Source organism: Ruegeria sp. AH12 (genome assembly GCF_056541465.1).
The window spans coordinates 36,448-56,774 of record NZ_JBQFYL010000018.1 but is presented as its reverse complement, the minus strand read 5'-3'; the positions used below and the strand labels follow the sequence as shown (position 1 = coordinate 56,774).

The window sequence follows — 20,327 nt, the reverse complement described above, 5'->3', positions numbered from 1 at the left end:
ACCTAACTCTGACTATCGACAGGTTGCACGACCAATCCGTCGTGAATTTTCTGCAGCCCCTGAACGACCACCCGATCACCATCTTTCAGGCCAGAATTCACTTGGGCTCTGGTCGCGGTCTGAGTGCCGATTTCAATATCTTTTCGGTGAACGGTGTTTTTGTCATCCACCGAGAATACAAAATGGCCTTGCTTGTCGAACTGAACCGCATTGCGTGGCACGGTCAAAACTTTGGTGTCATCCGAGCCACTGAGCGTGACGATGACAAACTGACCAGGAATAAGAAATCCGTCAGGATTAGAGAATGTTGCCCTTAGCTCGATAGTATCGGTGTCTTGGCTGACGCTGTCGCCCACATAGATCACTTTGCCTTCCGTATCGTAGGTCTGACCGTCGGCCAGAGTGATCTGTGTCGCCAGTTTGATGCCCTGGGGCGAGATCGATCCATTGCGTCGTTCGCGCAGCAATACGGGCTCACTGACAAAAAAGCTAACAAGCATGGGATCAACGCTTGCGACGGTTGCCAGAACACCACTGTCAGAGTCTACGATGTTGCCTTCGTCGACAACTGACAACCCGATCCGCCCGTCCAGAGGGCTAACGATCTCTGTATAGTCCAGATTGATTTGCGCGATTTCAAGTTCGGCCTGTGCTTCATCCACTGAGGCCTGAGCCTCATCAAACGTCGCCTTGGCTGTGTCCAGAACGGATTTGGGAGCATCGCCTTTGTCAAAAAGTGTCTGTTGCCGGTCGAGTTCCGTTTTGGCGCTCAGTGCAGAAGCCTGAGCGCTTTTCAAAGCAGCCTGAGCGCTATCGACACCCGCCGCATATTTCCTTTTCTCAATGCGGAACAGCACATCGCCCTTTTTGACAGACCCACCTTCGGTGAAGTTGACCTCCTGCAGAACGCCATCCACTCTGGCCTGAAGGTCGACACTTTGATCAGCGACGACCCGGCCCACAAACTCATCCTGTTTTTGTAGATCCTCAAGTTTTGCTGTGGCAACCACCACGCTCGGCGGCGGCGCAGAGGTTTGCGATTGAGCAAATGCAGAACTTGTAGTGCCGACGAAAGCAAGCGCCAGAAGACCTCGGGCAGCTTGCTTCGTGTGGTTCGCGACACTTCGTAGATGAGTTTTCATTCAACCACTATTCACATCGGGTTGCAGCGGCGCAACGCAAATTTGACCTGCCACCATTCGGGCGTCTGCTATGGGTTCACCCCCCCGTTCCCGGCAAGCCGCCAAAGGGACCAGTATAAGACTCACTCCACCACCCATCGATGAACATCACTGCGTTGTCCATAGTTCCGATGTCTTCGCCTTCGATGACTTTGTAGGCATATTCGAGTTTATCACCGTTTACCTTGGGCGCGGAAATCTCGACGATGACGACATGAGATTTACCATCGATTTCACCCGACAGTGCGGCATTTGGTGGGTCCGCCTCAAAGCTGTCGTCACCAAACGTCCATACATCTAGGAAGTGAGCCATCGAGATAACGCCCGCATCACGATAGGGACGGTCTGCAAAGACAGACACCTGATCATCCACGCCGTGCAGGACAAGCTTGCCATCCACCAGCTCGACCTTGTCCGCCGATTCAACGAACAGATAATTTTTCTGCACGGTGTCGTCGGCCAGCGCCACAGACGCAGTCAACGCGCCTACTCCAACAAATGACAATAGAAGTTTTTTCACCTTTTATCTCCTGCAGTTCAGTGTCTGTTTCTGATCGACGTCAAAGCGTCAGATTGTTCTTTACAGGGCGCACAACGCAATTTCAGGTTGTTAACCAAAGTGTAAGCACCTTAAGCCTTCTAGAGCAACGCCCAGCTGAAAATGTCTCTACCCTCCAGTAATTCATCTCTGCCTTTGCGCTAAGTTAAGATTTGTTAATACCGGCTTGTAAAGTGTCATTTACTGACGAAGTATGGAACAGAAACACACAGCTCGATCGCGTGTCGATACAACAGAGAGTTGATGGATCCGGATCAAACAAATTGATATCCAGAGAAGGGAAAGCCATGAACACGTTACTCAAAGGCACCGTTTTGGTTTCGGCACTAGCCAGCATGGCGACCTATGCCATTGCAGAGTCGGCTGAAAGCGAGGCGAAGGCGCTGTTCGTTCAGCACGCAACATCTGCAACACTATCGGATGGAACGCTGACACTCGAAGGTATCGACAAACATATGATTGCCTTTTCAGATCGCCCAATGCGGGCAACCCTGGCCATTCCTACCGCAAGCCTGATCGAGATATGGAACAAGGGCAACGATGACTTTGCTGAAGACCCGCCCAATGCTGTAATTATCGGAGAAGTTGACGGCAAAGCAACGTCATTGATTGTGGAGATCACCAATCCCCAATTGGCCGATGGCAATCTTACGTTTAACTACGTCATTTTGGAGGGTCAGGAGGCCGTTAAAATTGAGAAGAGTTATGTGGTCATAGATGAAACTTGGTGGGGAGATCTAGATACTGTTATAGGTGTAGGTGACGATGCTACTGGTCAGAACGGTACTCCGCTGCTGACAGTGGCTAATCCCTTGGCGGATTTTGGGTATAAGGGCGATTCGTTGAACCCCGACTAGGCTTATGGGATTCACTGTATGAATCCAGCGATCTTTCAATAAAATTGCAACAAGGTGATGAAACCAATGAACTATTCTCTTCGATCCTCATTGATTGTGTTCACAATAGCTGCCATTCCATTATCAGCGCCGGCTGACGAAAAACCCGACGCCTAGACCTTTTTGTTTGTTCAACAGGTCGGCACGGCAACTATGGCGGATGGCACGCTGACGCTGGAAGATGCGGATGCAAACACGGATCGACGCCATCGTATTGCGGCGGCTGTTCCCAGTGCTGACCTGTTGAAGGCTTGGGCAGAAGGTCAGGACAGCTTTGCTGACGATCCACCGAACGCGGCACTTGTTGGGCAGTCAGATGGGAAACCCGTTTCGATCAATGTCGAGTTGACCGACCCCAAACAGTCGGATGAGAACATCAGTTTCAGCTAGACGGTTCTGGAAGGCCCCAATGTACAATCTCTGACCGACAGGCTACATCGTGATCGACTCCAGCCCTGCTTACTTCTTCAAAGGCTGGGCCGATTTGGGGTCCTTAGTAACCGGCGATCCGGGGCTGGACTAGGCTCAGTGCCCTGTCAGAACCAGGGTGTTGACCGGCATCAGGATCAATCGCAGGCGCAGCCCCGCCGCATGCACCACACCAATAGTGTCGACGACATGCAAAAACGCGCCTTCCCAGAACCCGAGGTCTTCGTTCTCAAGCCGCTCATGATTGTCCGTGTAGACATTCGCCAGACAGTTGCTGCCTGGCGGAATGTCGTCGGCCATGCCTTTGTAAAGCGGCTCCATATAGACCAGTATGGACCCGGGAACCTTGTTGTTCTGCACATCGCGCAGCTCATCCGAAGGTCTGATTTGACCTGAGGGGATAACGTCCTGAACTTCAACCACAACGGTGGGGATCACCGTGAAGGGCTTGGTCATGCACCCCAGCTCTCCGATCATGCCCGGTTTGATAACCTGCGCGGATAGCTGGTTGAATGCGGCCTGAAACCGATCATGCCCGGAATGGGACGGCACGAGAATACCTGCGGGTCGCAACAGCGGGCTGACATAATCCCCCACCTGCAACCCAAACTGTTCGACCCGCCCGGTGACACCGGCGTTGATCACGGTCTTGTCCAGTTCCGTCATCGCGGCATCCAACTGCGCATTTGCGCTGGCAAGTTGGGCCGGGATCAGTTCTTCGATTTGTTGAACAACTGCTGCCCGCTTGGATTGGGCTGCTGTTACCTGCGCTTCGCGCTCGGCCACGAGATTTTCTAACCGCTCAATCTCGGCCAATCGAACCGCGCTTGAGCCTTCGTCGCGCAGCGTGGTGTTGCGCTCAAGATCTTCCAGCGATTGCGCCAGCGCCGCGCGGGCCCCGGCAATACCTGCATCGGCTTCTGCCAGGTCGGTTTCTGCCACCTTAAGCGAGGCCTGGACCTGAGCCACTTGCGCATGCGCCGACTGAACCTGAGCTTGCTGAGTGAAATCCTCGATCCGGAAAATCGGCTGACCCGCAGTCACCAGTTCATTGTTGCGCACGTAAACTTCTGCCACACGACCGCCCAGTTGCGGCAGGATGGTAACCGTCCGGAAGTAGGAAGCGGCATTGGAACTGGCCGGATGAAAGTAGAATAGCGTAGTAATCACTGTCAGGGCGAGAATGGCGCAGGTGGTCAAGCCCCAGCGCAGTTCGTACCACATGGTGAACAGGGTGATTTCATGCCCGATGCGTTTGCCTTGCACAAAGCGACGGAACAGATAATCAGGCAGCACCGTGATCAGGGCGCAAAGCATTGTTTCGATCATTGCCTACTGCTCCCGCGTTTCGATGGATTCTGCAACGGGTGCTTCGGGTTGCACAGCTTCGGGCACAGCGTCCGGCACCGGTGACCGGCCCAAAGACCGGATGGCATCTGCGATGTTCTTCATCGGCGTTGCAAAATCCGGGAACTGGAACCCTGCAACCAAAATGGCCGCGATCCAGAACAACCCGTTATGCGTGAAAAGTGCAAGCAGCGCCAGAATACCAACCAACTGGAACTGAGGGTGGTTGTTTTCATGCGCCATTTTTTCCGGAACCGAATGCAGAGTCAGATACCCCACGCCAATCAGCACCACGATGATCACAAAGAACACGACCATGGCAGAGAACAGATAGTCGCTCCCGTCAGCTGCGACGACATATCGGGGGATATGCCCTGTGGCCATTGGATGAAGATCCGCTGCAGTCACTGTGCCCTCCTTTTCATTTTGATACTTCTTTGACCGGGTTGAAGCACAAATTCAAGGCTGCTTATAGTCCATGGAACTGACAACGAGACGCGTTGGAACTTAAGGAGTGCCCATGAATTCCCCCAAGCCCGCAATGATCCCGCTTTTGTTAGAAAGCAGAGCATGATTGATTTCCTCGTCATCGGCGGCGGGATCGCCGGGCTGAGCGCTGGTGCAAGACTGTCCGCGCATGGATCGGTTACTGTGCTCGAAGCTGAAGACGGGCTGGGCTATCACGCCTCAGGTCGATCCGCAGCTTTGTTCGAGGAAAACTACGGTCCCCGATCAGTGGTCGCGTTAAACCAGGCAGGCAGTCAGTTTCTTCAGGATGGCGGCTATCTGCAAAAACGCGGCTTGATGCTGGTCGCAAGCACCGATCAGCACGATATGTTCAAGGCAGACCTCAACAGCCTGGATATGCAAGAGATATCGGTTGGCCATGCGCGCAGATTGATCCCGATCCTGCATCCCAAGCGGCTGGGCTATGCTGGGATCAGCCACGATGCCTTTGACATCGACACCGACCGCCTCCTGCAGGATTTTGCGCAAACCATTCGCAGGAATGGCGGGGTTGTTCACACTAAATCCTCGGTGACTGCGATCACCAAAGCCAACAACTGGCAGGTCGAAGCGCGGGATGTTTTTGGAGCACGACACGTGATCAACGCGGCCGGTGCCTGGGCGGACGAGGTCGCACAACTGGCCGGGATAGCGCCAATCGGCCTGCAACCCCGCCGCAGATCAATGGCACGCATACCAGCGCCGGGCGGACATGTCATTTCAGATTGGCCTATGATGATTGGTGCTGGTGAGACTTGGTATGCCAAACCGGATGCGGGGAAGTTGCTTGTATCTCCGGCAGATGCCGACCTGGTTGCCCCGCATGATGCCTATGCCGACGATATGGTGCTGGCCGAGGGCTTGGCCCGCTATGAAGAGATGGTCAGCGAACCGGTGACGCGGGTTGAAACAAACTGGGCCGGGCTGCGTAGTTTTTCACCGGATGGAACTTTGGTGCTGGGTCCTGATCCGCAGGACAGGTCTTTTATCTGGTGCGCCGGACAAGGCGGATACGGTTTCCAAAGCGCGCCAGGCGCGTCTGAGTTTGTGGCCGAACTTGTTGTTGGAAACAGACCCGCGTTCGAGCAGGCGATTATCGACATGCTAACACCGGATCGGCTGCGCAAATGAGCAAACGTACACCACCCCCCAATGCCAGCGTCGCCGCGCCATCAACCGATGGCAAGCTGGTTGCACCCGCTGCCAGTCGCAACGCTGCCGTCCTATGTGAGCTGGTTTCGCGTTGGGCACCGCCGCAAGGCCGGGCCATGGAGATCGCCAGCGGCACGGGTCAGCATGTACGCGCGTTTGCGCAGAAGCTACCTCAGCTGTCATGGCAGCCGACAGAGATCGACGCGGAACGGCGTCAGAGCATAGATGCCTATGCCAGTGATCAACCGAACATTCAGCCCGCCCAACATTTGGACGCGGCCAGCTCCGGATGGCATCAGCAATTTAGGCCAAAGGACCTGATCGTTTCGATCAACCTGCTGCACCTAATCAGTTGGGAAGAAACCGTGACGCTTGTCTCTGAGACAGCCAAGACGCTCTCATCAAACGGCAGGTTTATTCTCTACGGCCCCTTTATGCGGGATGGCATGCTGACAAGCGATGGAGACAAACGGTTTCACGAAGCGCTTGTTCAGCAGGACCCCGAGGTTGGGTACAAAAACGACACCGATATCGAGCGCTTGCTTGCGGTGAGCGGCCTGAACCTGATCGAAGTGACAGAAATGCCCGCCAATAACCTGGCTTTTGTCGCTCAAAAACAGGCCGAATGATCAAGTAGATCGGCCTGAAAGCCTGCTGACGCAGGCTTGCCTCCGGCGGAGGTATTTTTGAACAGAAGAAGTAACGGATCGTTAACTCTGATCGGTGAAGCTCACTCTGCGGTACAGGCGGCGGCGCCGATGACCGCAACAGGAGAAGGCCCCCCTGAAATTAACAAAGGGGGGCTGGATCTTGGCCACCCCCCCGCTTCTTCTGTTCAAAAATACCTCCGCCGGAGGCATGGGGCGCTGAAGGCGCCCCATTCTTCTTCGACCGCTCAGCTGTCCTTGCGGATGGTTTCGTTCTTCGGGTCATAGGGGCTGTCACAGGTCACGACCGCATCCCACAGCTTGTCCTGCATCTTGACCTGCAGCTTGGTGCCTTCGACCGCCAGTTCAGGCGTCACATAACCCATACCGATGGATTTCTCGAACGCGACCGAGTAACCACCCGAGGTCAAACGACCCACGCGCTCACCTTCAGGTGTGTACAGTGCTTCGCGGCCCCACGGATCGGCGTCGTCTGGTCCGTCGATCAGCAGGGTGCAGCATTTCACGCGTACGCCGGTCTCTTCCAGCTTGGCTTTGCCATAGAAGTCTTTCGACAGATCGACAAAGCGCGGCAGGTCGGCTTCCAACGGGGTCGCATCGCGTCCCAGTTCGGTACCGAAGGCGCGATAGGATTTCTCCTGCCGCAACCAGTTCTGGGCGCGCGCGCCGACCAGCTTCATACCGTGCTTCTCACCCGCCTTTTCCAGCAGGTCGAATAGGTAGTTCTGCATTTCGATCGGGTGGTGCAATTCCCAACCCAGCTCACCGGTATAGGCCACGCGGATCGCATTAACCGGGCACATACCCAGTTCGATCTGACGCGCCGACAGCCACGGGAAGCGTTTGTTGGACAGAGCGGTTTCCGGATCGGCGTCTTTGATGACCTCTTTCAGCACGTCACGCGACTTGGGCCCGGCGATGGCGAAAACGCCCCACTGAGTGGTCACGTCTTGGATCTCGATGTAACCGAACTCCTCCATCTTGTCCTCGGCCGCCTTGCGCAGGTAGTCGGCGTCATACTCGGTCCACGCACCGGCAGAGACGATGTAGTAATTATTCTCGCCATTGCGGACGATGGTGTATTCGGTGCGGGTGGTGCCGTGCGAGGTCAGCGCATAGGTCAGGTTGATGCGTCCGACCTTGGGCAACTTGTTGCAGGTGAACCAATCCAGGAACTGGGTGGCACCGGGGCCTTTGACGACATGCTTGGTGAAGGCCGACGCATCGATCAGGCCAACGCCTTCACGGACTGCTTTGGCTTCTTCGACGGCATATTGCCACCAGCCACCACGGCGGAACGAACGGCTTTCCTTGTCGAAATTATCCCGCGCGTCCAGTGGTCCAAAGTAGTTCGGACGTTCCCAGCCATTCACCCAACCAAACTGTGCGCCACGCGCTTTCTGACGGTCATAGGCCGGAACGGTACGCAGCGGACGGCAGGCCTCACGCTCTTCATCCGGGTGGTGCAGGATATAGACGTGCTCATAGCACTCTTCGTTCTTGCGCGCCGCGAATTCGGTGGTCATCCAGTTGCTGCTGTAGCGTTTGGGGTCCAGCGAGGCCATGTCGATCTCGGCTTCGCCATCGACCATCATCTGCGCCAGATAGTATCCGGTACCGCCTGCGGCAGTGATACCAAACGAGAAACCCTCGGCCAGCCACATGTTGCGCAGACCCGGAGCCGGACCAACCAGAGGGTTGCCGTCGGGCGTGTAGCAGATCGGACCATTGAAATCGTCCTTCAGACCGGATTCGGCGCAAGACGGTACGCGTTCGGCCATCGCCATGTACTGGTCCGCGATCCGGTCCAGATCCAGCGGGAACAGGTCTGCACGGAAGCTGTCCGGCACACCATGTTCGAATTGCGCGGGTGCGCCATGTTCGTAGATACCCAGAATCCAGCCGCCGCGTTCTTCGCGCGCGTAGGATTCATTGTCGGCGTCACGGACAACGGGGTGCTCCGGGTTGCCCGCTTCACGCCATTTGACCAGTTCGGGGTCTTTGTCCATGACGATGAAGGTATGCTCGACCGGGATCGCGGGCATCTTGATGCCCAGCATCTTGGCGGTGCGTTGCGCGTGGTTGCCCGATGCGGTCACGACATGCTCAGCGGTGATAACCACCTGCTCGTCCGAAGGAATGAGGTTACCGCCCTTCTCGACCATTTTGGTGCACGTGACTTCCCAGTGGGTGCCGTTCCAGTGGAAGGCGTCGGCTTGCATCTTGCGCACGATGTCCACGCCGCGCTGACGGGCACCCTTGGCCATGGCCTGAGTCACGTCGGCCGGGTTAATGTAGCCATCTTCAGTGTGATAAATCGCACCTTTCAGATCCGAAGTTTCGATCAGCGGCCAGCGTTCCTTGATCTGCCCGGGGGTTAGCCATTCATAGGCGACATCGCAGGTCTCGGCGGTCGAGGCATAGAGCATATATTCATCCATACGCTCCTGCGTCTGCGCCATGCGCAGGTTGCCAACCACAGCGAAGCCGGCGTTCAGGCCGGTCTCTTCCTCAAGCGTCTTGTAGAAATCGACCGAGTATTTGTGGATGTGGGTCGTCGCATAGGACATGTTGAACAGCGGCAGCAGGCCAGCCGCGTGCCAAGTCGAGCCCGAGGTCAGCTCGTCCCGTTCGATCAGCATGACATCGTCCCAGCCTGCTTTGGCCAGGTGATAGGCGATCGAGGTCCCAACGGCGCCGCCGCCAACAACCAGTGCTTTGACTTGGGTTTTCATAACCGGGCGTCTCCCCTTGAATTCAGTTGACACCATATGGCGCAGTTCAGGGGGGCAGCGCGACATTCATCCGACCGGTGATAAGAAAAAAACGACCCGCAGATCAATTCAAGGTCGAAAAACCGCTATCCGTCCCTAAGGCTGGGCCACCAACCGGGCGTCAATCCACTTACCTGCCCGGAACAATCTTTCCGGGGTTCATGATGTCGTCTGGGTCCAGCGCAGCTTTGATCGCTGTCATGTAATGCGTTGCAGCCCCAAGTTCCTTGACCAGGTAGGGGCGTTTGCCCTGCCCGATCCCATGCTCACCGGTGCAGGTGCCGTCCATCGAAATTGCCAGGTCGTTCAGCCAACTGACAAATTGATCGGCATTGGCAACTTCGGCCTGATTGTCCATGTCGATCAAAGGAAGGGTGTGGAAGTTCCCATCACCAACATGGCCAACAATCGGGGCGATCAGACCAAGTTCAGCCGCCTTGTCCTGTGCTGCGCCAACCGCCTCGGCCAGCCGAGAGATCGGAACGCAAACATCTGTTGATATGCCTTGTGCGCCAGGGCGCAATTGCAAGCAGGCCCAGTACATATCATGTCGCGCCTGCCATAGTTTGTTGCGTTCTTCGGTTGTGGACGTTGCCGCAAAGTCCACGCCACCAAATTCGCCTGCGATGTCACCGAAGGTCGCCGCCTGTTCGGCAGCCCCGTTTTCTGAGCCATGGAATTCGAGCAACAACAGGGGTGTTTCAGGCAGGGTCAGGCCGGAATAGGCGTTGGCTGCACGAACGGACATCTCGTCCAGCAATTCGATACGCGCAACCGGGATGCCGTATTGGATGGTCATCATTACGGCCTGACACGCGGCATCAACACTTGGAAAGGAACAGCGGGCCGAGCTGATCGCCTCGGGGATGCCATGCAGGCGCAGGGTGAGTTCGGTGATGATGCCTAACGTCCCTTCCGCCCCAATCAGCAATCGGGCCAGATCATAGCCTGCGGAAGACTTTTTAGCGCGATTGCCGGTTCGGATCACCTGCCCGTCAGACATAACCGCCTCAAGGCTCAGCACATTATCTCGCATCGTGCCATAGCGCACCGCATTTGTGCCAGAAGCGCGTGTTGCAGCCATACCACCAAGCGAGGCATTGGCCCCCGGATCTATTGGGAAAAACAAGCCCTGATCACGCAGATGGGTATTCAGGTCTTCACGGGTTACGCCCGGCTGAACAACGCAATCCAGATCACCGGCATTGACGGCGATCACCTTGTTCATCTGCATCAGGTCCACGCAAACCCCACCTGCAGGCGCATTCACATGCCCTTCCAGCGAGGTGCCGGTGCCGAAGGGGATCACGGGCACTTTGTGCGTGGCGCAAATCGTGACGATTTCGGATACTTCAGCCGTTGAGGTGGGAAAGACCACCGCATCTGGGCTCTGATTGACGATCCAGGTCGTGGTGTGACCATGCTGTTCGCGGATCGCGGCCCCTGTTTGCAGCCGGTCGCCAAATCGTTGTTTCAGAATTCCAACTGCGGTTTCAATACCAGCTTCGTTGCGCGGCAAAGCTGTCGCCTGTACCATATCCAACCCCTTCTCATGAAAAGGCATTCAGGCCTTTTAGCCATGACTAAAAGGCCTGAATGATCCGCACAAGCCCCTAGCTTATTCGCCCAGCGCAATCCCTTCGCGCCGTGGATCCGCACCACCGCTCAGTTGCTCGCCGATCTCGATCGCATGCAGGCCCGAGGTCAGGTCACGCGGGTTCACTTCGAATCCCAATGTGGTAAGGGCGTCCACATATCCCTCGGCTACAGTGCCCAATTCCACATCATAAGTGCCGAACCGGTTGACCAGATGCGGTAGGGACACCGCCTGTTGTACGTCCATTCCCCAATCAGCCCAGGCAATGATCGATTTGGCCACATAGCCGATAATCCGGCTGCCGCCGGGTGATCCGATGGCCAGAACCGGGGCACCGTCCTGCATCACAATGGTCGGGCTCATGGACGAGCGCGGACGCTTGCCAGGCTCCAACCGGTTAGCGATGGGAACACCGTTGTTATGAGTTCTGAACGAGAAATCCGTCAGTTCGTTATTGAGCAGGAAACCGTTGGTCATCAAGCGCGAGCCAAAGCCGTTTTCGATGGTCGTAGTCATCGACAAAACATTGCCATAGCTGTCCACAATCGAGATATGCGAGGTCGAGGGCAATTCCAGCGAAACATCATCCGCCCAGTTCGACGCGTGATCAAACGCGGGGTTCCCCGGGGCAACATCAATCAACGCGCTCTCGGCATTCAGCAGATCGGCACGTTCAGCCAGATAGGCTGGATCAACCAGACCTTCGGTTGGCATCGGGACAAAATCGCTGTCGGCCATGTAACGCCCCCGATCTGCAAAGGCGAGGCGTGAGGCTTCACCGATCAGCCGCCAGGCTTCGACACTTTCTGGCCCCATCGCCGCCAGATCATAACTGTCCAGCATGCCCAGGATTTGCCCAACGGTCAGTGCTCCGGATGACGGCGGCCCCATGCCGCATACCTCGTAAGAGCGATATGTGGCGCAAACGGGTTCACGCGCGATCACCTGATAGAGCGCCAGATCAGTGCCCGACAGAACACCCGGATTCCCCGGGGCAGTCCGGACAGTGTTCACAATCCCTGCCGCAATATCACCACCATAGAACCCTGCTGCCCCGTCAGCGGCCAGCACCCGCAGCGTTTCAGCATAGTCGGGGTTCATCAGCCGGTGCCCTTGCTGCAACGGTTCACCACCCGGCAAGAAGTATTCTGCCGTTGAAGGAAAACGTGCCAATCGTTCAGCGTCATTGGCAGCCAACGCGGCAAGGCGCGGCGAGACCAGGAACCCTTCATCCGCCAATCGGATGCCATCGGTAAACAGCCCCGGCCAGGGTGACCGCCCCCAGCGGCGATGCGCCTCTTCCAGCAGCGCCGGCGTTCCTGGTGTGCCAACAGATAGCCCGCCGACAACCGCATCAAAGAATTTTAGGGGCTCGCCGTTTTCGTCGTGAAACAGTCTTGGCGTTGCCGCCAGCGGTGCCGTTTCGCGCCCGTCCAAGGTGGTCATCTGACCCGAGGCTGCATCGTACCAAACCAAGAAGGCCCCGCCGCCCAGACCCGATGACTGCGGCTCGACCAGTCCCAGCACAACTTGCACTGCGACCATGGCATCGGCTGCCGACCCTCCGGCACGCAAGATCTTGGCCCCGGCCTCAACCGCCAGCGGATTAGCAGCAGCAACCATCCAGTTTTCGGATTGTACCGGAACACCGGCCAGTTTCGCCTCGACGGCTGCGATGACCTCCTCGGTTAATGCCTGAACCTGCCCTTCTGACGCCCCTTCGGGCGCAACTGCATCTGCCGTTTCCTGCGCAAAAGCAGGCGCCGTGAACGCAAACGTTGAAACAACGAGCCCTGAAATTCGACCGAAACGCATCTTATCCTCCAATTCTACTATTGCTTTCAACACTGTACAGACGACCGGAAAGCCGCAACCAAAGGTTGATATCGCACAAACCAACGGCAGAGTTCCGCCGTATCAGGTCTTGTCAATCCGAACCAACATCCACGCGATCCCTGTCGTATCGCTGCAAGCCCTCAAATTCTGGCAGCCAGCTTTCACGCCGGATCGCCCAGCATTCATAGCTTGGTTTGAACTGATTGACCTCATCAAAGCTGCCCAGGTGCAACTCTACCTCGTCATCTGTTTTGGCAAACACCGGCGACCCACAGATCGGGCAAAAAAAGCGCCCTTCGTAGCTGCAAGTTTCTCCGCTGATCTGCACACAATCATGGTGAAAAATAACAGCGGCGTAGAACAAGGCACCATGATGCTTTCGGCAATCAAGGCAATGACATAAACCAACCCGCAGCGGTGGACCCTTGGCAATGACCCGCACCGCGCCACAGCGGCAACCGGCTTTATAAACCTCGGTCACTTGCCAACCTCCAAAACCTCATAGCATCGCGGGCACAACCTGATCCGGCGGACGGTGCCCATCCTCGAAGGTCTTGATGTTGATGATCACCTTCTCGCCCATCTCGATCCGCCCTTCCAACGTGGCCGAACCCATGTGCGGCAGCAGGACAACATTCGGCAATTGCCGCAAACGCGGGTTCACATCGGTTCCGTGTTCATAGACATCCAGCCCAGCCCCGGCGATCTCGCCCGCGCGGATCATACGGGTCAGGGCGTTTTCATCGATCACCTCACCCCGAGAGGTATTCACGATCACCGCAGAAGGTTTCATCAGTTTCAAACGCCTCGCGTTCATCAGATGAAAGGTAGATGGCGTCGACGGACAATTGACCGAGATCACATCCATCCGCGCCACCATCTGGTCCAGGCTTTCCCAATATGTCGCCTCCAGCGCCTGTTCGGTCTCGGGCCGTAGGCGGCGGCGATTGTGATAATGCACCTGCATCCCAAAGGCACCGGCGCGGCGCGCAACCGCCTGCCCGATACGGCCCATGCCCAGAATGCCAAGACGCCGACCGCCGATCCGACCACCCAGCAGGGCCGTCGGGGCCCAGCCTGCCCAATCTCCCTTTTGCATTACGCCCAGACCCTCGGGAATGCGCCGTGTGACCGCTAGAATCAGCGCCATGGTCATGTCAGCGGTATCGTCGGTCAGAACACCTGGCGTGTTCGACACCAGGATGCCGCGCTGACGGGCAGTCGCCACATCAATATTATCAACACCGGCACCATAATTCGCAATCAGTCGCAGCTGATCCCCCGCCTGCCCCAATACACCGCCATCGATCGTGTCGGTTACGGTGGGCACCAGCACATCCGCCACTTTCACGGCTGCCACAAGATCATCCCGGGTCATAGGCGTATCATCATCGCGCAAGCGGACATCGAACAGCTCACTCAGCCGGGTCTCGACCGCTTCGGGCAACCGTCGCGTTACAACAACACTCAGACGTTCACTTGGCACCTCGGCCCTCCCACTGCTTTGCATTCGCGCGCGCTCCATGGCATCGTGGCGCAGGATAAGACGGGGCACAAGAACCCCTAAGGCATTCAGTCGACCTTTTTTCGAAAGCAGATCAACAGGCACAAGAGCAGGCAGTCAGTGAGTGGTCCTCTACCGGTGAAACGCCGTTGTTTGGCGATCCTAACCGCGTTCCTCGTAGCGCTCAGTCCCATTGTGGCCGCCGCAGAGGACAATCGCGGCCAGGTTACGAATCTGCCCCTGCCCCGTTATGTCTCGATGAAAGCAGCCGAAGGCAATGTCCGTCGGGGTCCGTCGCTGACCCACCGCATCGACTGGGTCTTCAAACGGCGTGGGATGCCCCTGCAAATCACGGCGGAATATGGAAACTGGCGCAAGGTCCAGGACCGCGACGGTGCGGGCGGCTGGGTTCACTATGCGCTGCTGTCTGGCGTGCGCACTGTACTGATCGAATCCGAGATGTTGCCCGTATACGCCCGACCCGACCCCAACGCCCCCATCAACGCCCATTTCGAAACCGGCGTGGTTGCGCGCCTTGGCAGTTGTTCGCTGGATTGGTGCCGAATTTCCGCAGGTGGCTATCGCGGCTGGACACTGAAATCGAACCTTTGGGGCGTCGATCCCGCCGAGATCAGGGAATAGCTAGGCCACTTCCAGTGGGCTTAGCTTGGCACCTGTCAAAGGGAATCCTCTGGAACTCTGATCTAGCGCGGCTAAGCTGCCCCAAAGTCAGAGGAATCACCGTGAAAGCCATTACCTATTCCGCCTTCGGACCAGCCGAAGATGTGCTGAAGCTAGAGGATCTACCGCCTGAGGCACCGCAGCCCGGAGACGTCACAGTCGATCTGGCCTATTCCGGGGTGAACCCGTCCGACATCAAAGCGCGGGCCGGTGCCAGACCGGGCGTGACCAAACCGCCCTATCCTAAGATCGTGCCCCATAGCGATGGGGCTGGTATCATTTCCGCGGTCGGAGACGGCGTGCCCACCACGCGCATCGGGCAGCGGGTCTGGGTCTGGAACGGCCAGTGGCAGCGCCCTTATGGGACTGCGGCTACGCAGATCACTCTGCCCGCAGACCAGGCGGTACCACTGCCCGATTCTGTCTCGTTTCAAACCGGCGCTGTGTTGGGTATACCCGGGTTGACCGCCAGCCATGCGGTGTTCTCGGGCGGAGAAATCTCAGGCCAAACCGTGCTGATACACGGTGGTGCAGGAACCGTGGGTTACCTGGCCGTTCAGCTGGCAAAATGGGGTGGTGCCAAGGTCATAAGCACCGCAAACCCCCGCGATTTTGACAGGGTACAATCAGCAGGCGCCGACACCGTGATCGACTATGCCGACGCCGATATTGCTGAACACATCCTTGATGCAAACAACGGCCAGCCGATAGATCGCATTGTCGATGTCGAGTTCGGCCAGAACGTTAAAACCAACATAGCCGTCATTTCCGAAAACGGCCGCATCAATGCCTTCGGCTCTGCCAAAGATATGACCCCAACACTGCCCTTCTACCCATTGATGTTCAAAGCAGTCACGCTGGAGGTCGTTCTGATCTACCTGCTCCCCCACAAACTCCGCACCGCAGCGATCAAACAATTGCACACGGCACTTACGGATGATGCTTTGAAATGCCCCATTCAAGACGTGCTGCCTCTAACCGACTGCGCACAGGCCCACGATCTTGTCCAAGCCGGCCGCCGCAGCGGAGCCGTCTTGCTGGAAACGCGATGATGCATACGACGGATATATTTTTTGGAGGAGCCGGTTTTTTTGCCCAAAAACCTCTTGAACCCCGCCAACAACAATCGTAGACAGCCGCTCACCGTTGGGGTGTAGCCAAGTGGTAAGGCAGCGGTTTTTGGTACCGTGTATCGTAGGTTCGAATCCTACCACCCCAGCCATGGCTTTCCATTAACTCACACATTGACTAATTGGTCGCAGATTGTGGCTAATTTTCAGGGACTTAGCTTTTGACGATTTGAGCTGAGACGCGAAGGTGAGCGCAACAATAGCCGATTTCCGGCCGCAGTCTCAGTTCGCGATTCCGACGGTACGAGTTTGGGGTGTTTGGAAAAGTCTGTAGATCAGAGCGCAGCGAACTGCTGGCGCTGATCTGACCAGATCGCCGGGAAGCCGGACTTGATTAGGTAGTCCGTGGTCAGGTCGTCAGGTTGCTCGCCTGCAGCGATGGCATCCAGAATGTCAGGCGCCAGCATTGCGAGATCAACCACATCCTGAACGCGGCGTTTGGAGGTGCCTTCCGCCTCAGCGATTTCAGAGAACGTTCTGCCATCTATGATCATCGCCAACCAATGGCGCGCCTTGATGATGTTGCGGACAAGTGTTCGATCGATCTCAGGCGGTGCATCGCCAAGATGCAGTTTCAGCTCCACACCTCTGCGGCGCATCCGGAATGGTGCTTTGATCTTTAGTTCCTCGGTATCGACCTGATCCGCCCTGCACTCCATCGTTCGGGCGAGTGCTTGGACATCCAGTTTCACATTCAGGGACCCCTGTCGCAAATCTGCCCGCGCAATCAGGCCGAGGCATGTCCTGACGGACTGGCAATCTCTGAGATGCTCCGCTGCTGAAGCAATCTCGGCCGCAGACATATCCTGTACCATTGATGTCACCGTGTTCGGTCGGCTCAGATGTTGTCTGACCACTTTGGCCAGAAGGTTTTCAAGTTGCTCTGCCGGCAGCCGCCACGCATCCGGATGCTTCTGACTGCGATCAGTCACCAGACGACCAGAGATATAGTACCGCAGACGCTTTCCTTTTTTTCGGCTATGACTGGGCGCCAGCCGATCTCCGGTCTCATCAAAGAGCTTTCCGGCCAGTGCTGATCGCTTTGCTTTCTGCTTAACGCCGCGCTCCCTTGCCGCGCCATCCGTCAATAGCTGCTGCACCCGCTCCCAAACCGCCGGGTCGATGATGGCAGGATGCTGCCCCTCATAAATCTGACCCTTGTGTCGAATGCGGCCAGCATAGATTGGATTGCTGAGCATGTGATGGATGTGTCCGCGGTCAAAGAACGTGCCACCTGTCACGCGTCCACCCGGGCGTTCCCGTCTCCGGGACCGAAGCCCCAGTGCCTCCGCCTGCTCTTTCACATCGAGAATGGTCTGATGCTCCAGATAGAGATCGTAGAGTGTCCTGATGATCTTAGCTTCTTCTTCGTCGACTTTAAGCGTCCGGCCGTCTGCCTGATATCCAAGCGGAACGTTCCCGCCCATCCAAAGACCCTTGCGCTTCGAGGCGGCGATCTTGTCCCGGATACGTTCAGCGGTGACTTCCCGTTCGAACTGAGCGAAGCTAAGCAACACATTGAGCGTCAGGCGGCCCATGCTGGTGGACGTATTGAAGGATTGTGTGACCGACACGAATGATGCATCTGCCGCGTCGAGACGGTCGACCAGTTTGGCGAAGTCAGCCAGCGAGCGCGTCAGCCGGTCAATCTTATAGACAACAATCTGATCCACGCGTTTCTGGTCAACATCCTGCATCAGCCGCTGCAGCGCCGGGCGGTCAAGATGCCCACCCGAGATACCGCCATCGTCATAGTGATCTGGCAGCAATTCCCATCCCTCATGCTTCTGACTGGCAACATAGGCTTCACAAGCTTCCCGCTGGGCATCGAGTGAATTGAAATCCTGCTCCAGCCCCTCCTCCGAGCTTTTTCGCGTGTAAATGGCACAGCGGATACGTCGCATCACTGAACCCCGAAGAACAGCGAAGGCTTTGCGGCGTCTCATTCTCTGCCGGTGGAGCTTTTGCATTTTTTGGCGGTGCGGTCTCCGACATCGTCTCGGAGCTCGTTGATCTCAACATGCTCTCTTGGGTTGATCAATCAGCGTTGCATGAAGGTTTGGTCAAGGCGAACGATCCAGCCACTCGCCTGGATCTGCTGGAAGCGGCATTTCTTGAGCAACCACCTGTTTCTACCCGTTGGGATGACATAGTGCATCAGGCAAGCGCAATGCTGCAAAACGGCGCTCGCGTCCATAAAGTGGCAGAACATTTTGATGTTTCGCACCAAACACTCATTCACCGTTTTCGGGAACGGACTGGGCTGACGCCCAAGACGTTCTCTCGGATCGAGCGGTTTCAACGTCTTCTTCGGAACCAGCGTTACACGACATCCTGGTCTGAGGCGGCATTGGACGCTGGCTATTCCGATCAATCCCACATGGTCCGGGAGTTCAGGTGCTTTGCTGGCCTATCGCCGACTGAGTACGCTTTGCATGCCACGGACCAGCAAAACCACGTCGCTGTCGGCACTTGAATTTTCTTCAATACGACGACGTGAGCGCGGCGTAATCTCGCTTCATGGCTGACTCAAATGAACACATCTCGCTGGAGCCACGTCTGATCATCAGCGATGTTGATGCCGCGCTGGAGTATTACTCGGCTGCAATGGGGGCCACACGGCTGGAGCGGTTTACCGACCACGATGGACGTGTCGTTCACGCGGCGATGCAAATCGGACAATCCGTCTTCACAATGGCGCAAGCCGTCGCTGGCTGGGGGCTCACTGCGCCGAGCGGGGATTTGGGCGCTTCGGTACTGCTGCACCTCACAGTGCCAAACCCGGATGAAATCGCCAAGACGATAGTGGACCTCGGCGGGGAAGTTGTTATCGAGATCGAGGATCGACCATATGGCAAGCGAGAGGGCCGCGTTCTCGACCCGTTCGGGCATGCGTGGATACTGAGCAAGACGATTGTATCTCTGACGGACACGCAGATTCAGGACCGACTAGGCGGGTAGCTTTGTCTGACCGGGGTCGCGACACTCACGGTTTGCGGCGAAAGTGGAAGAAGGTATGTTTTCTCCATGAACATCTACGGCTTCGATCACATCGTTCTCTGCGTCCACAACGTCGACTCAACACTTGAGTTTTATCAACGAGTGCTCGGTATGACCCCGCGAGAGGAACGCCCTGGCAAGTGGTCCCTTCACTTCGGGTCGAACAAAATCAGTCTCCAAGATGCAGGCACAGCACCAAATCTGGCGAAGAAAACGGTGCCCGGAAGCGGTAACTTCTGCCTGTTGACAGACACGCCAATCGAAGAGATCACCGAGACGCTTCGCGCGCATGACATCACGATCGTCGAAGGGCCTGCTGAGAAACTGGGCGCCGTCGGAAAGCTGCTATCTGTCTACTTCCGCGACCCGGACGACAATCTGGTCGAGGTTAGTAACAGACAGGCATAGCAAACAGAATGCAACACACTGGCGGCCACGCAACTGGGGCCTGGAATGAGCACAAGCCTATCGACTTTTGCATCTTGGCGAATACCCGACGTAGCTTCGATATCGAAACCAAGAGCAATAATCAGCTCGCTGATCACGGCACAAAGTTGGTGCCATGAGACCAAAAAACTGTGGAGCACTCATGCACAGAAAGGGGTTCATAGATCATATCGGAATCGCGGTGCCGGATCTTGCGGCGGCGAAGGCCTACTATGATGAGCTAATGCCAATCCTTGGTCTCAAGGAGTGGTTCAAGACTGAACCAGAATTCAACTACGGACCGGATGGGATACTCGGAACGCAGCTATTCTTCTACCAAGCGAACGACAACGGACACTACTCGCGCCATGCCACTGGGTTGCAGCACTTGGCATTCTCGGTTGAAAACCGCGAGATCGTGCTTGAGGCGTATCATTGGGCAATCTCACGGAACTCACATATTCTGGAGGAACCTCAAGAGTTTCCTCAATACGGGACGCACTACGCGACTTATTGGCTCGACCCGCACGGGATTAAGCTGGAGGTTGTCTGCCACAACGACGGTGAGGGCAATTGAGACATCAAACTATCGCCGGAGCTCCGAAAGCGGAGCTTTGAAAAATGACCGAAGAGTCTCGCT

The 20,327-nt window shown here is 56.5% G+C and carries 20 protein-coding genes and 1 tRNA gene; 11 read left to right on the top strand and 10 right to left on the bottom strand.

The window, feature by feature from the left end:
• Positions 1-2: 2 nt before the first annotated feature.
• A complete protein-coding gene (locus ACR0EL_RS19260; RefSeq protein ID WP_480501644.1) occupies positions 3-1,142 on the bottom strand; it encodes an efflux RND transporter periplasmic adaptor subunit in 1,140 nt (379 codons plus the stop codon).
• Positions 1,143-1,218: 76 nt separating this feature from the next.
• The gene (locus tag ACR0EL_RS19255) at positions 1,219-1,701 is read right to left on the bottom strand and encodes a hypothetical protein (RefSeq protein ID WP_353011578.1); all 483 of its coding nucleotides are present in this window, start codon (positions 1,699-1,701) and stop codon (positions 1,219-1,221) included.
• Positions 1,702-2,027: 326 nt separating this feature from the next.
• Here ACR0EL_RS19255 and ACR0EL_RS19250 point away from each other — a divergent pair, with 326 nt between their 5' ends.
• Positions 2,028-2,597, top strand: coding sequence for a hypothetical protein (locus ACR0EL_RS19250; RefSeq protein ID WP_480501643.1), 570 nt, complete (start codon positions 2,028-2,030; stop codon positions 2,595-2,597).
• 192 nt (positions 2,598-2,789) lie between these two features.
• Positions 2,790-3,026 carry a hypothetical protein gene (locus tag ACR0EL_RS19245; RefSeq protein WP_480501642.1) on the top strand — a complete coding sequence of 79 codons (237 nt, stop codon included), beginning with the start codon at positions 2,790-2,792 and terminating at the stop codon, positions 3,024-3,026.
• Between the two features lie 135 nt (positions 3,027-3,161).
• On the opposite strand, the gene ACR0EL_RS19240 is transcribed toward ACR0EL_RS19245, so the two are convergent.
• Positions 3,162-4,394, bottom strand: coding sequence for an HlyD family secretion protein (locus tag ACR0EL_RS19240; protein ID WP_480501641.1), 1,233 nt, complete (start codon positions 4,392-4,394; stop codon positions 3,162-3,164).
• Between the two features lie 3 nt (positions 4,395-4,397).
• Positions 4,398-4,820, bottom strand: coding sequence for a hypothetical protein (locus ACR0EL_RS19235; protein ID WP_480501640.1), 423 nt, complete (start codon positions 4,818-4,820; stop codon positions 4,398-4,400).
• 162 nt (positions 4,821-4,982) lie between these two features.
• Between ACR0EL_RS19235 and ACR0EL_RS19230 the strand changes: the two genes are divergently transcribed.
• Together ACR0EL_RS19230 and ACR0EL_RS19225 are read left to right on the top strand one after the other, a co-directional pair.
• Entirely contained in the window at positions 4,983-6,050 is a 1,068-nt protein-coding gene (locus tag ACR0EL_RS19230; protein WP_480501639.1) for an NAD(P)/FAD-dependent oxidoreductase, read from the top strand.
• A complete protein-coding gene (locus ACR0EL_RS19225; protein ID WP_480501638.1) occupies positions 6,047-6,700 on the top strand; it encodes a DUF938 domain-containing protein in 654 nt (217 codons plus the stop codon). The genes ACR0EL_RS19230 and ACR0EL_RS19225 overlap by 4 nt, the downstream gene beginning before the upstream one ends.
• Positions 6,701-6,966: 266 nt before the next feature.
• Here ACR0EL_RS19225 and ACR0EL_RS19220 read toward each other — a convergent pair whose 3' ends face one another.
• The 5 genes from ACR0EL_RS19220 to ACR0EL_RS19200 form a co-directional block, all read right to left on the bottom strand.
• Positions 6,967-9,474 (bottom strand): GcvT family protein, encoded by a 2,508-nt coding sequence (locus ACR0EL_RS19220; protein WP_480501637.1) that lies wholly within the window; start codon positions 9,472-9,474, stop codon positions 6,967-6,969.
• 169 nt (positions 9,475-9,643) lie between these two features.
• Complete coding sequence (locus tag ACR0EL_RS19215; protein WP_480501653.1) at positions 9,644-11,050, bottom strand: FAD-binding oxidoreductase; 1,407 nt, start codon at positions 11,048-11,050, stop codon at positions 9,644-9,646.
• 81 nt (positions 11,051-11,131) lie between these two features.
• Entirely contained in the window at positions 11,132-12,925 is a 1,794-nt protein-coding gene (gene ggt, locus ACR0EL_RS19210; RefSeq protein WP_480501636.1) for a gamma-glutamyltransferase, read from the bottom strand.
• Positions 12,926-13,037: 112 nt separating this feature from the next.
• Positions 13,038-13,427, bottom strand: coding sequence for a GFA family protein (locus tag ACR0EL_RS19205; RefSeq protein WP_480501635.1), 390 nt, complete (start codon positions 13,425-13,427; stop codon positions 13,038-13,040).
• Between the two features lie 18 nt (positions 13,428-13,445).
• Positions 13,446-14,432, bottom strand: a complete 987-nt coding sequence (locus ACR0EL_RS19200; protein ID WP_480501652.1) for a 2-hydroxyacid dehydrogenase — start codon at positions 14,430-14,432, stop codon at positions 13,446-13,448.
• Positions 14,433-14,609: 177 nt separating this feature from the next.
• Between ACR0EL_RS19200 and ACR0EL_RS19195 the strand changes: the two genes are divergently transcribed.
• The 3 genes from ACR0EL_RS19195 to ACR0EL_RS19185 all read left to right on the top strand — a co-directional run bounded on the left by ACR0EL_RS19195 (position 14,610) and on the right by ACR0EL_RS19185 (position 16,353).
• The gene (locus ACR0EL_RS19195; RefSeq protein WP_417750406.1) at positions 14,610-15,092 is read left to right on the top strand and encodes an SH3 domain-containing protein; all 483 of its coding nucleotides are present in this window, start codon (positions 14,610-14,612) and stop codon (positions 15,090-15,092) included.
• A 101-nt stretch (positions 15,093-15,193) separates the two neighbouring features.
• Positions 15,194-16,183, top strand: a complete 990-nt coding sequence (locus tag ACR0EL_RS19190) for an NADPH:quinone reductase (RefSeq protein WP_480501634.1) — start codon at positions 15,194-15,196, stop codon at positions 16,181-16,183.
• Positions 16,184-16,278: 95 nt separating this feature from the next.
• Positions 16,279-16,353, top strand: a tRNA-Gln gene (locus tag ACR0EL_RS19185).
• A 183-nt stretch (positions 16,354-16,536) separates the two neighbouring features.
• On the opposite strand, the gene ACR0EL_RS19180 is transcribed toward ACR0EL_RS19185, so the two are convergent.
• Positions 16,537-18,165, bottom strand: a complete 1,629-nt coding sequence (locus ACR0EL_RS19180; RefSeq protein WP_480501633.1) for a recombinase family protein — start codon at positions 18,163-18,165, stop codon at positions 16,537-16,539.
• 116 nt (positions 18,166-18,281) lie between these two features.
• Between ACR0EL_RS19180 and ACR0EL_RS19175 the strand changes: the two genes are divergently transcribed.
• The 4 genes from ACR0EL_RS19175 to ACR0EL_RS19160 all read left to right on the top strand — a co-directional run bounded on the left by ACR0EL_RS19175 (position 18,282) and on the right by ACR0EL_RS19160 (position 20,264).
• Positions 18,282-18,737 (top strand): helix-turn-helix domain-containing protein, encoded by a 456-nt coding sequence (locus tag ACR0EL_RS19175; protein WP_480501632.1) that lies wholly within the window; start codon positions 18,282-18,284, stop codon positions 18,735-18,737.
• A gap of 44 nt (positions 18,738-18,781) precedes the next feature.
• A complete protein-coding gene (locus tag ACR0EL_RS19170) occupies positions 18,782-19,222 on the top strand; it encodes a VOC family protein (RefSeq protein WP_480501631.1) in 441 nt (146 codons plus the stop codon).
• Between the two features lie 66 nt (positions 19,223-19,288).
• Entirely contained in the window at positions 19,289-19,669 is a 381-nt protein-coding gene (locus ACR0EL_RS19165; protein WP_480501630.1) for a VOC family protein, read from the top strand.
• A gap of 181 nt (positions 19,670-19,850) precedes the next feature.
• Positions 19,851-20,264, top strand: coding sequence for a VOC family protein (locus ACR0EL_RS19160; protein ID WP_480501629.1), 414 nt, complete (start codon positions 19,851-19,853; stop codon positions 20,262-20,264).
• Positions 20,265-20,327 lie beyond the last annotated feature (63 nt).

Excerpts from the sequence above, each read along its gene's own strand:
- ACR0EL_RS19165 (WP_480501630.1), top strand. The coding sequence starts at position 19,289 with ATGAACATCTACGGCTTCGATCACATCGTTCTCTGCGTCCACAACGTC.
- ACR0EL_RS19260 (WP_480501644.1), bottom strand. The coding sequence starts at position 1,142 with ATGAAAACTCATCTACGAAGTGTCGCGAACCACACGAAGCAAGCTGCC.
- ACR0EL_RS19180 (WP_480501633.1), bottom strand. The coding sequence starts at position 18,165 with ATGCGACGTATCCGCTGTGCCATTTACACGCGAAAAAGCTCGGAGGAG.
- ACR0EL_RS19250 (WP_480501643.1), top strand. The coding sequence starts at position 2,028 with ATGAACACGTTACTCAAAGGCACCGTTTTGGTTTCGGCACTAGCCAGC.
- ACR0EL_RS19240 (WP_480501641.1), bottom strand. The coding sequence starts at position 4,394 with ATGATCGAAACAATGCTTTGCGCCCTGATCACGGTGCTGCCTGATTAT.
- ACR0EL_RS19245 (WP_480501642.1), top strand. The coding sequence starts at position 2,790 with ATGGCGGATGGCACGCTGACGCTGGAAGATGCGGATGCAAACACGGAT.
- ACR0EL_RS19225 (WP_480501638.1), top strand. The coding sequence starts at position 6,047 with ATGAGCAAACGTACACCACCCCCCAATGCCAGCGTCGCCGCGCCATCA.
- ggt (WP_480501636.1), bottom strand. The coding sequence starts at position 12,925 with ATGCGTTTCGGTCGAATTTCAGGGCTCGTTGTTTCAACGTTTGCGTTC.
- ACR0EL_RS19170 (WP_480501631.1), top strand. The coding sequence starts at position 18,782 with ATGGCTGACTCAAATGAACACATCTCGCTGGAGCCACGTCTGATCATC.
- ACR0EL_RS19175 (WP_480501632.1), top strand. The coding sequence starts at position 18,282 with ATGCTCTCTTGGGTTGATCAATCAGCGTTGCATGAAGGTTTGGTCAAG.
- ACR0EL_RS19220 (WP_480501637.1), bottom strand. The coding sequence starts at position 9,474 with ATGAAAACCCAAGTCAAAGCACTGGTTGTTGGCGGCGGCGCCGTTGGG.
- ACR0EL_RS19215 (WP_480501653.1), bottom strand. The coding sequence starts at position 11,050 with ATGGTACAGGCGACAGCTTTGCCGCGCAACGAAGCTGGTATTGAAACC.
- ACR0EL_RS19160 (WP_480501629.1), top strand. The coding sequence starts at position 19,851 with ATGCACAGAAAGGGGTTCATAGATCATATCGGAATCGCGGTGCCGGAT.
- ACR0EL_RS19230 (WP_480501639.1), top strand. The coding sequence starts at position 4,983 with ATGATTGATTTCCTCGTCATCGGCGGCGGGATCGCCGGGCTGAGCGCT.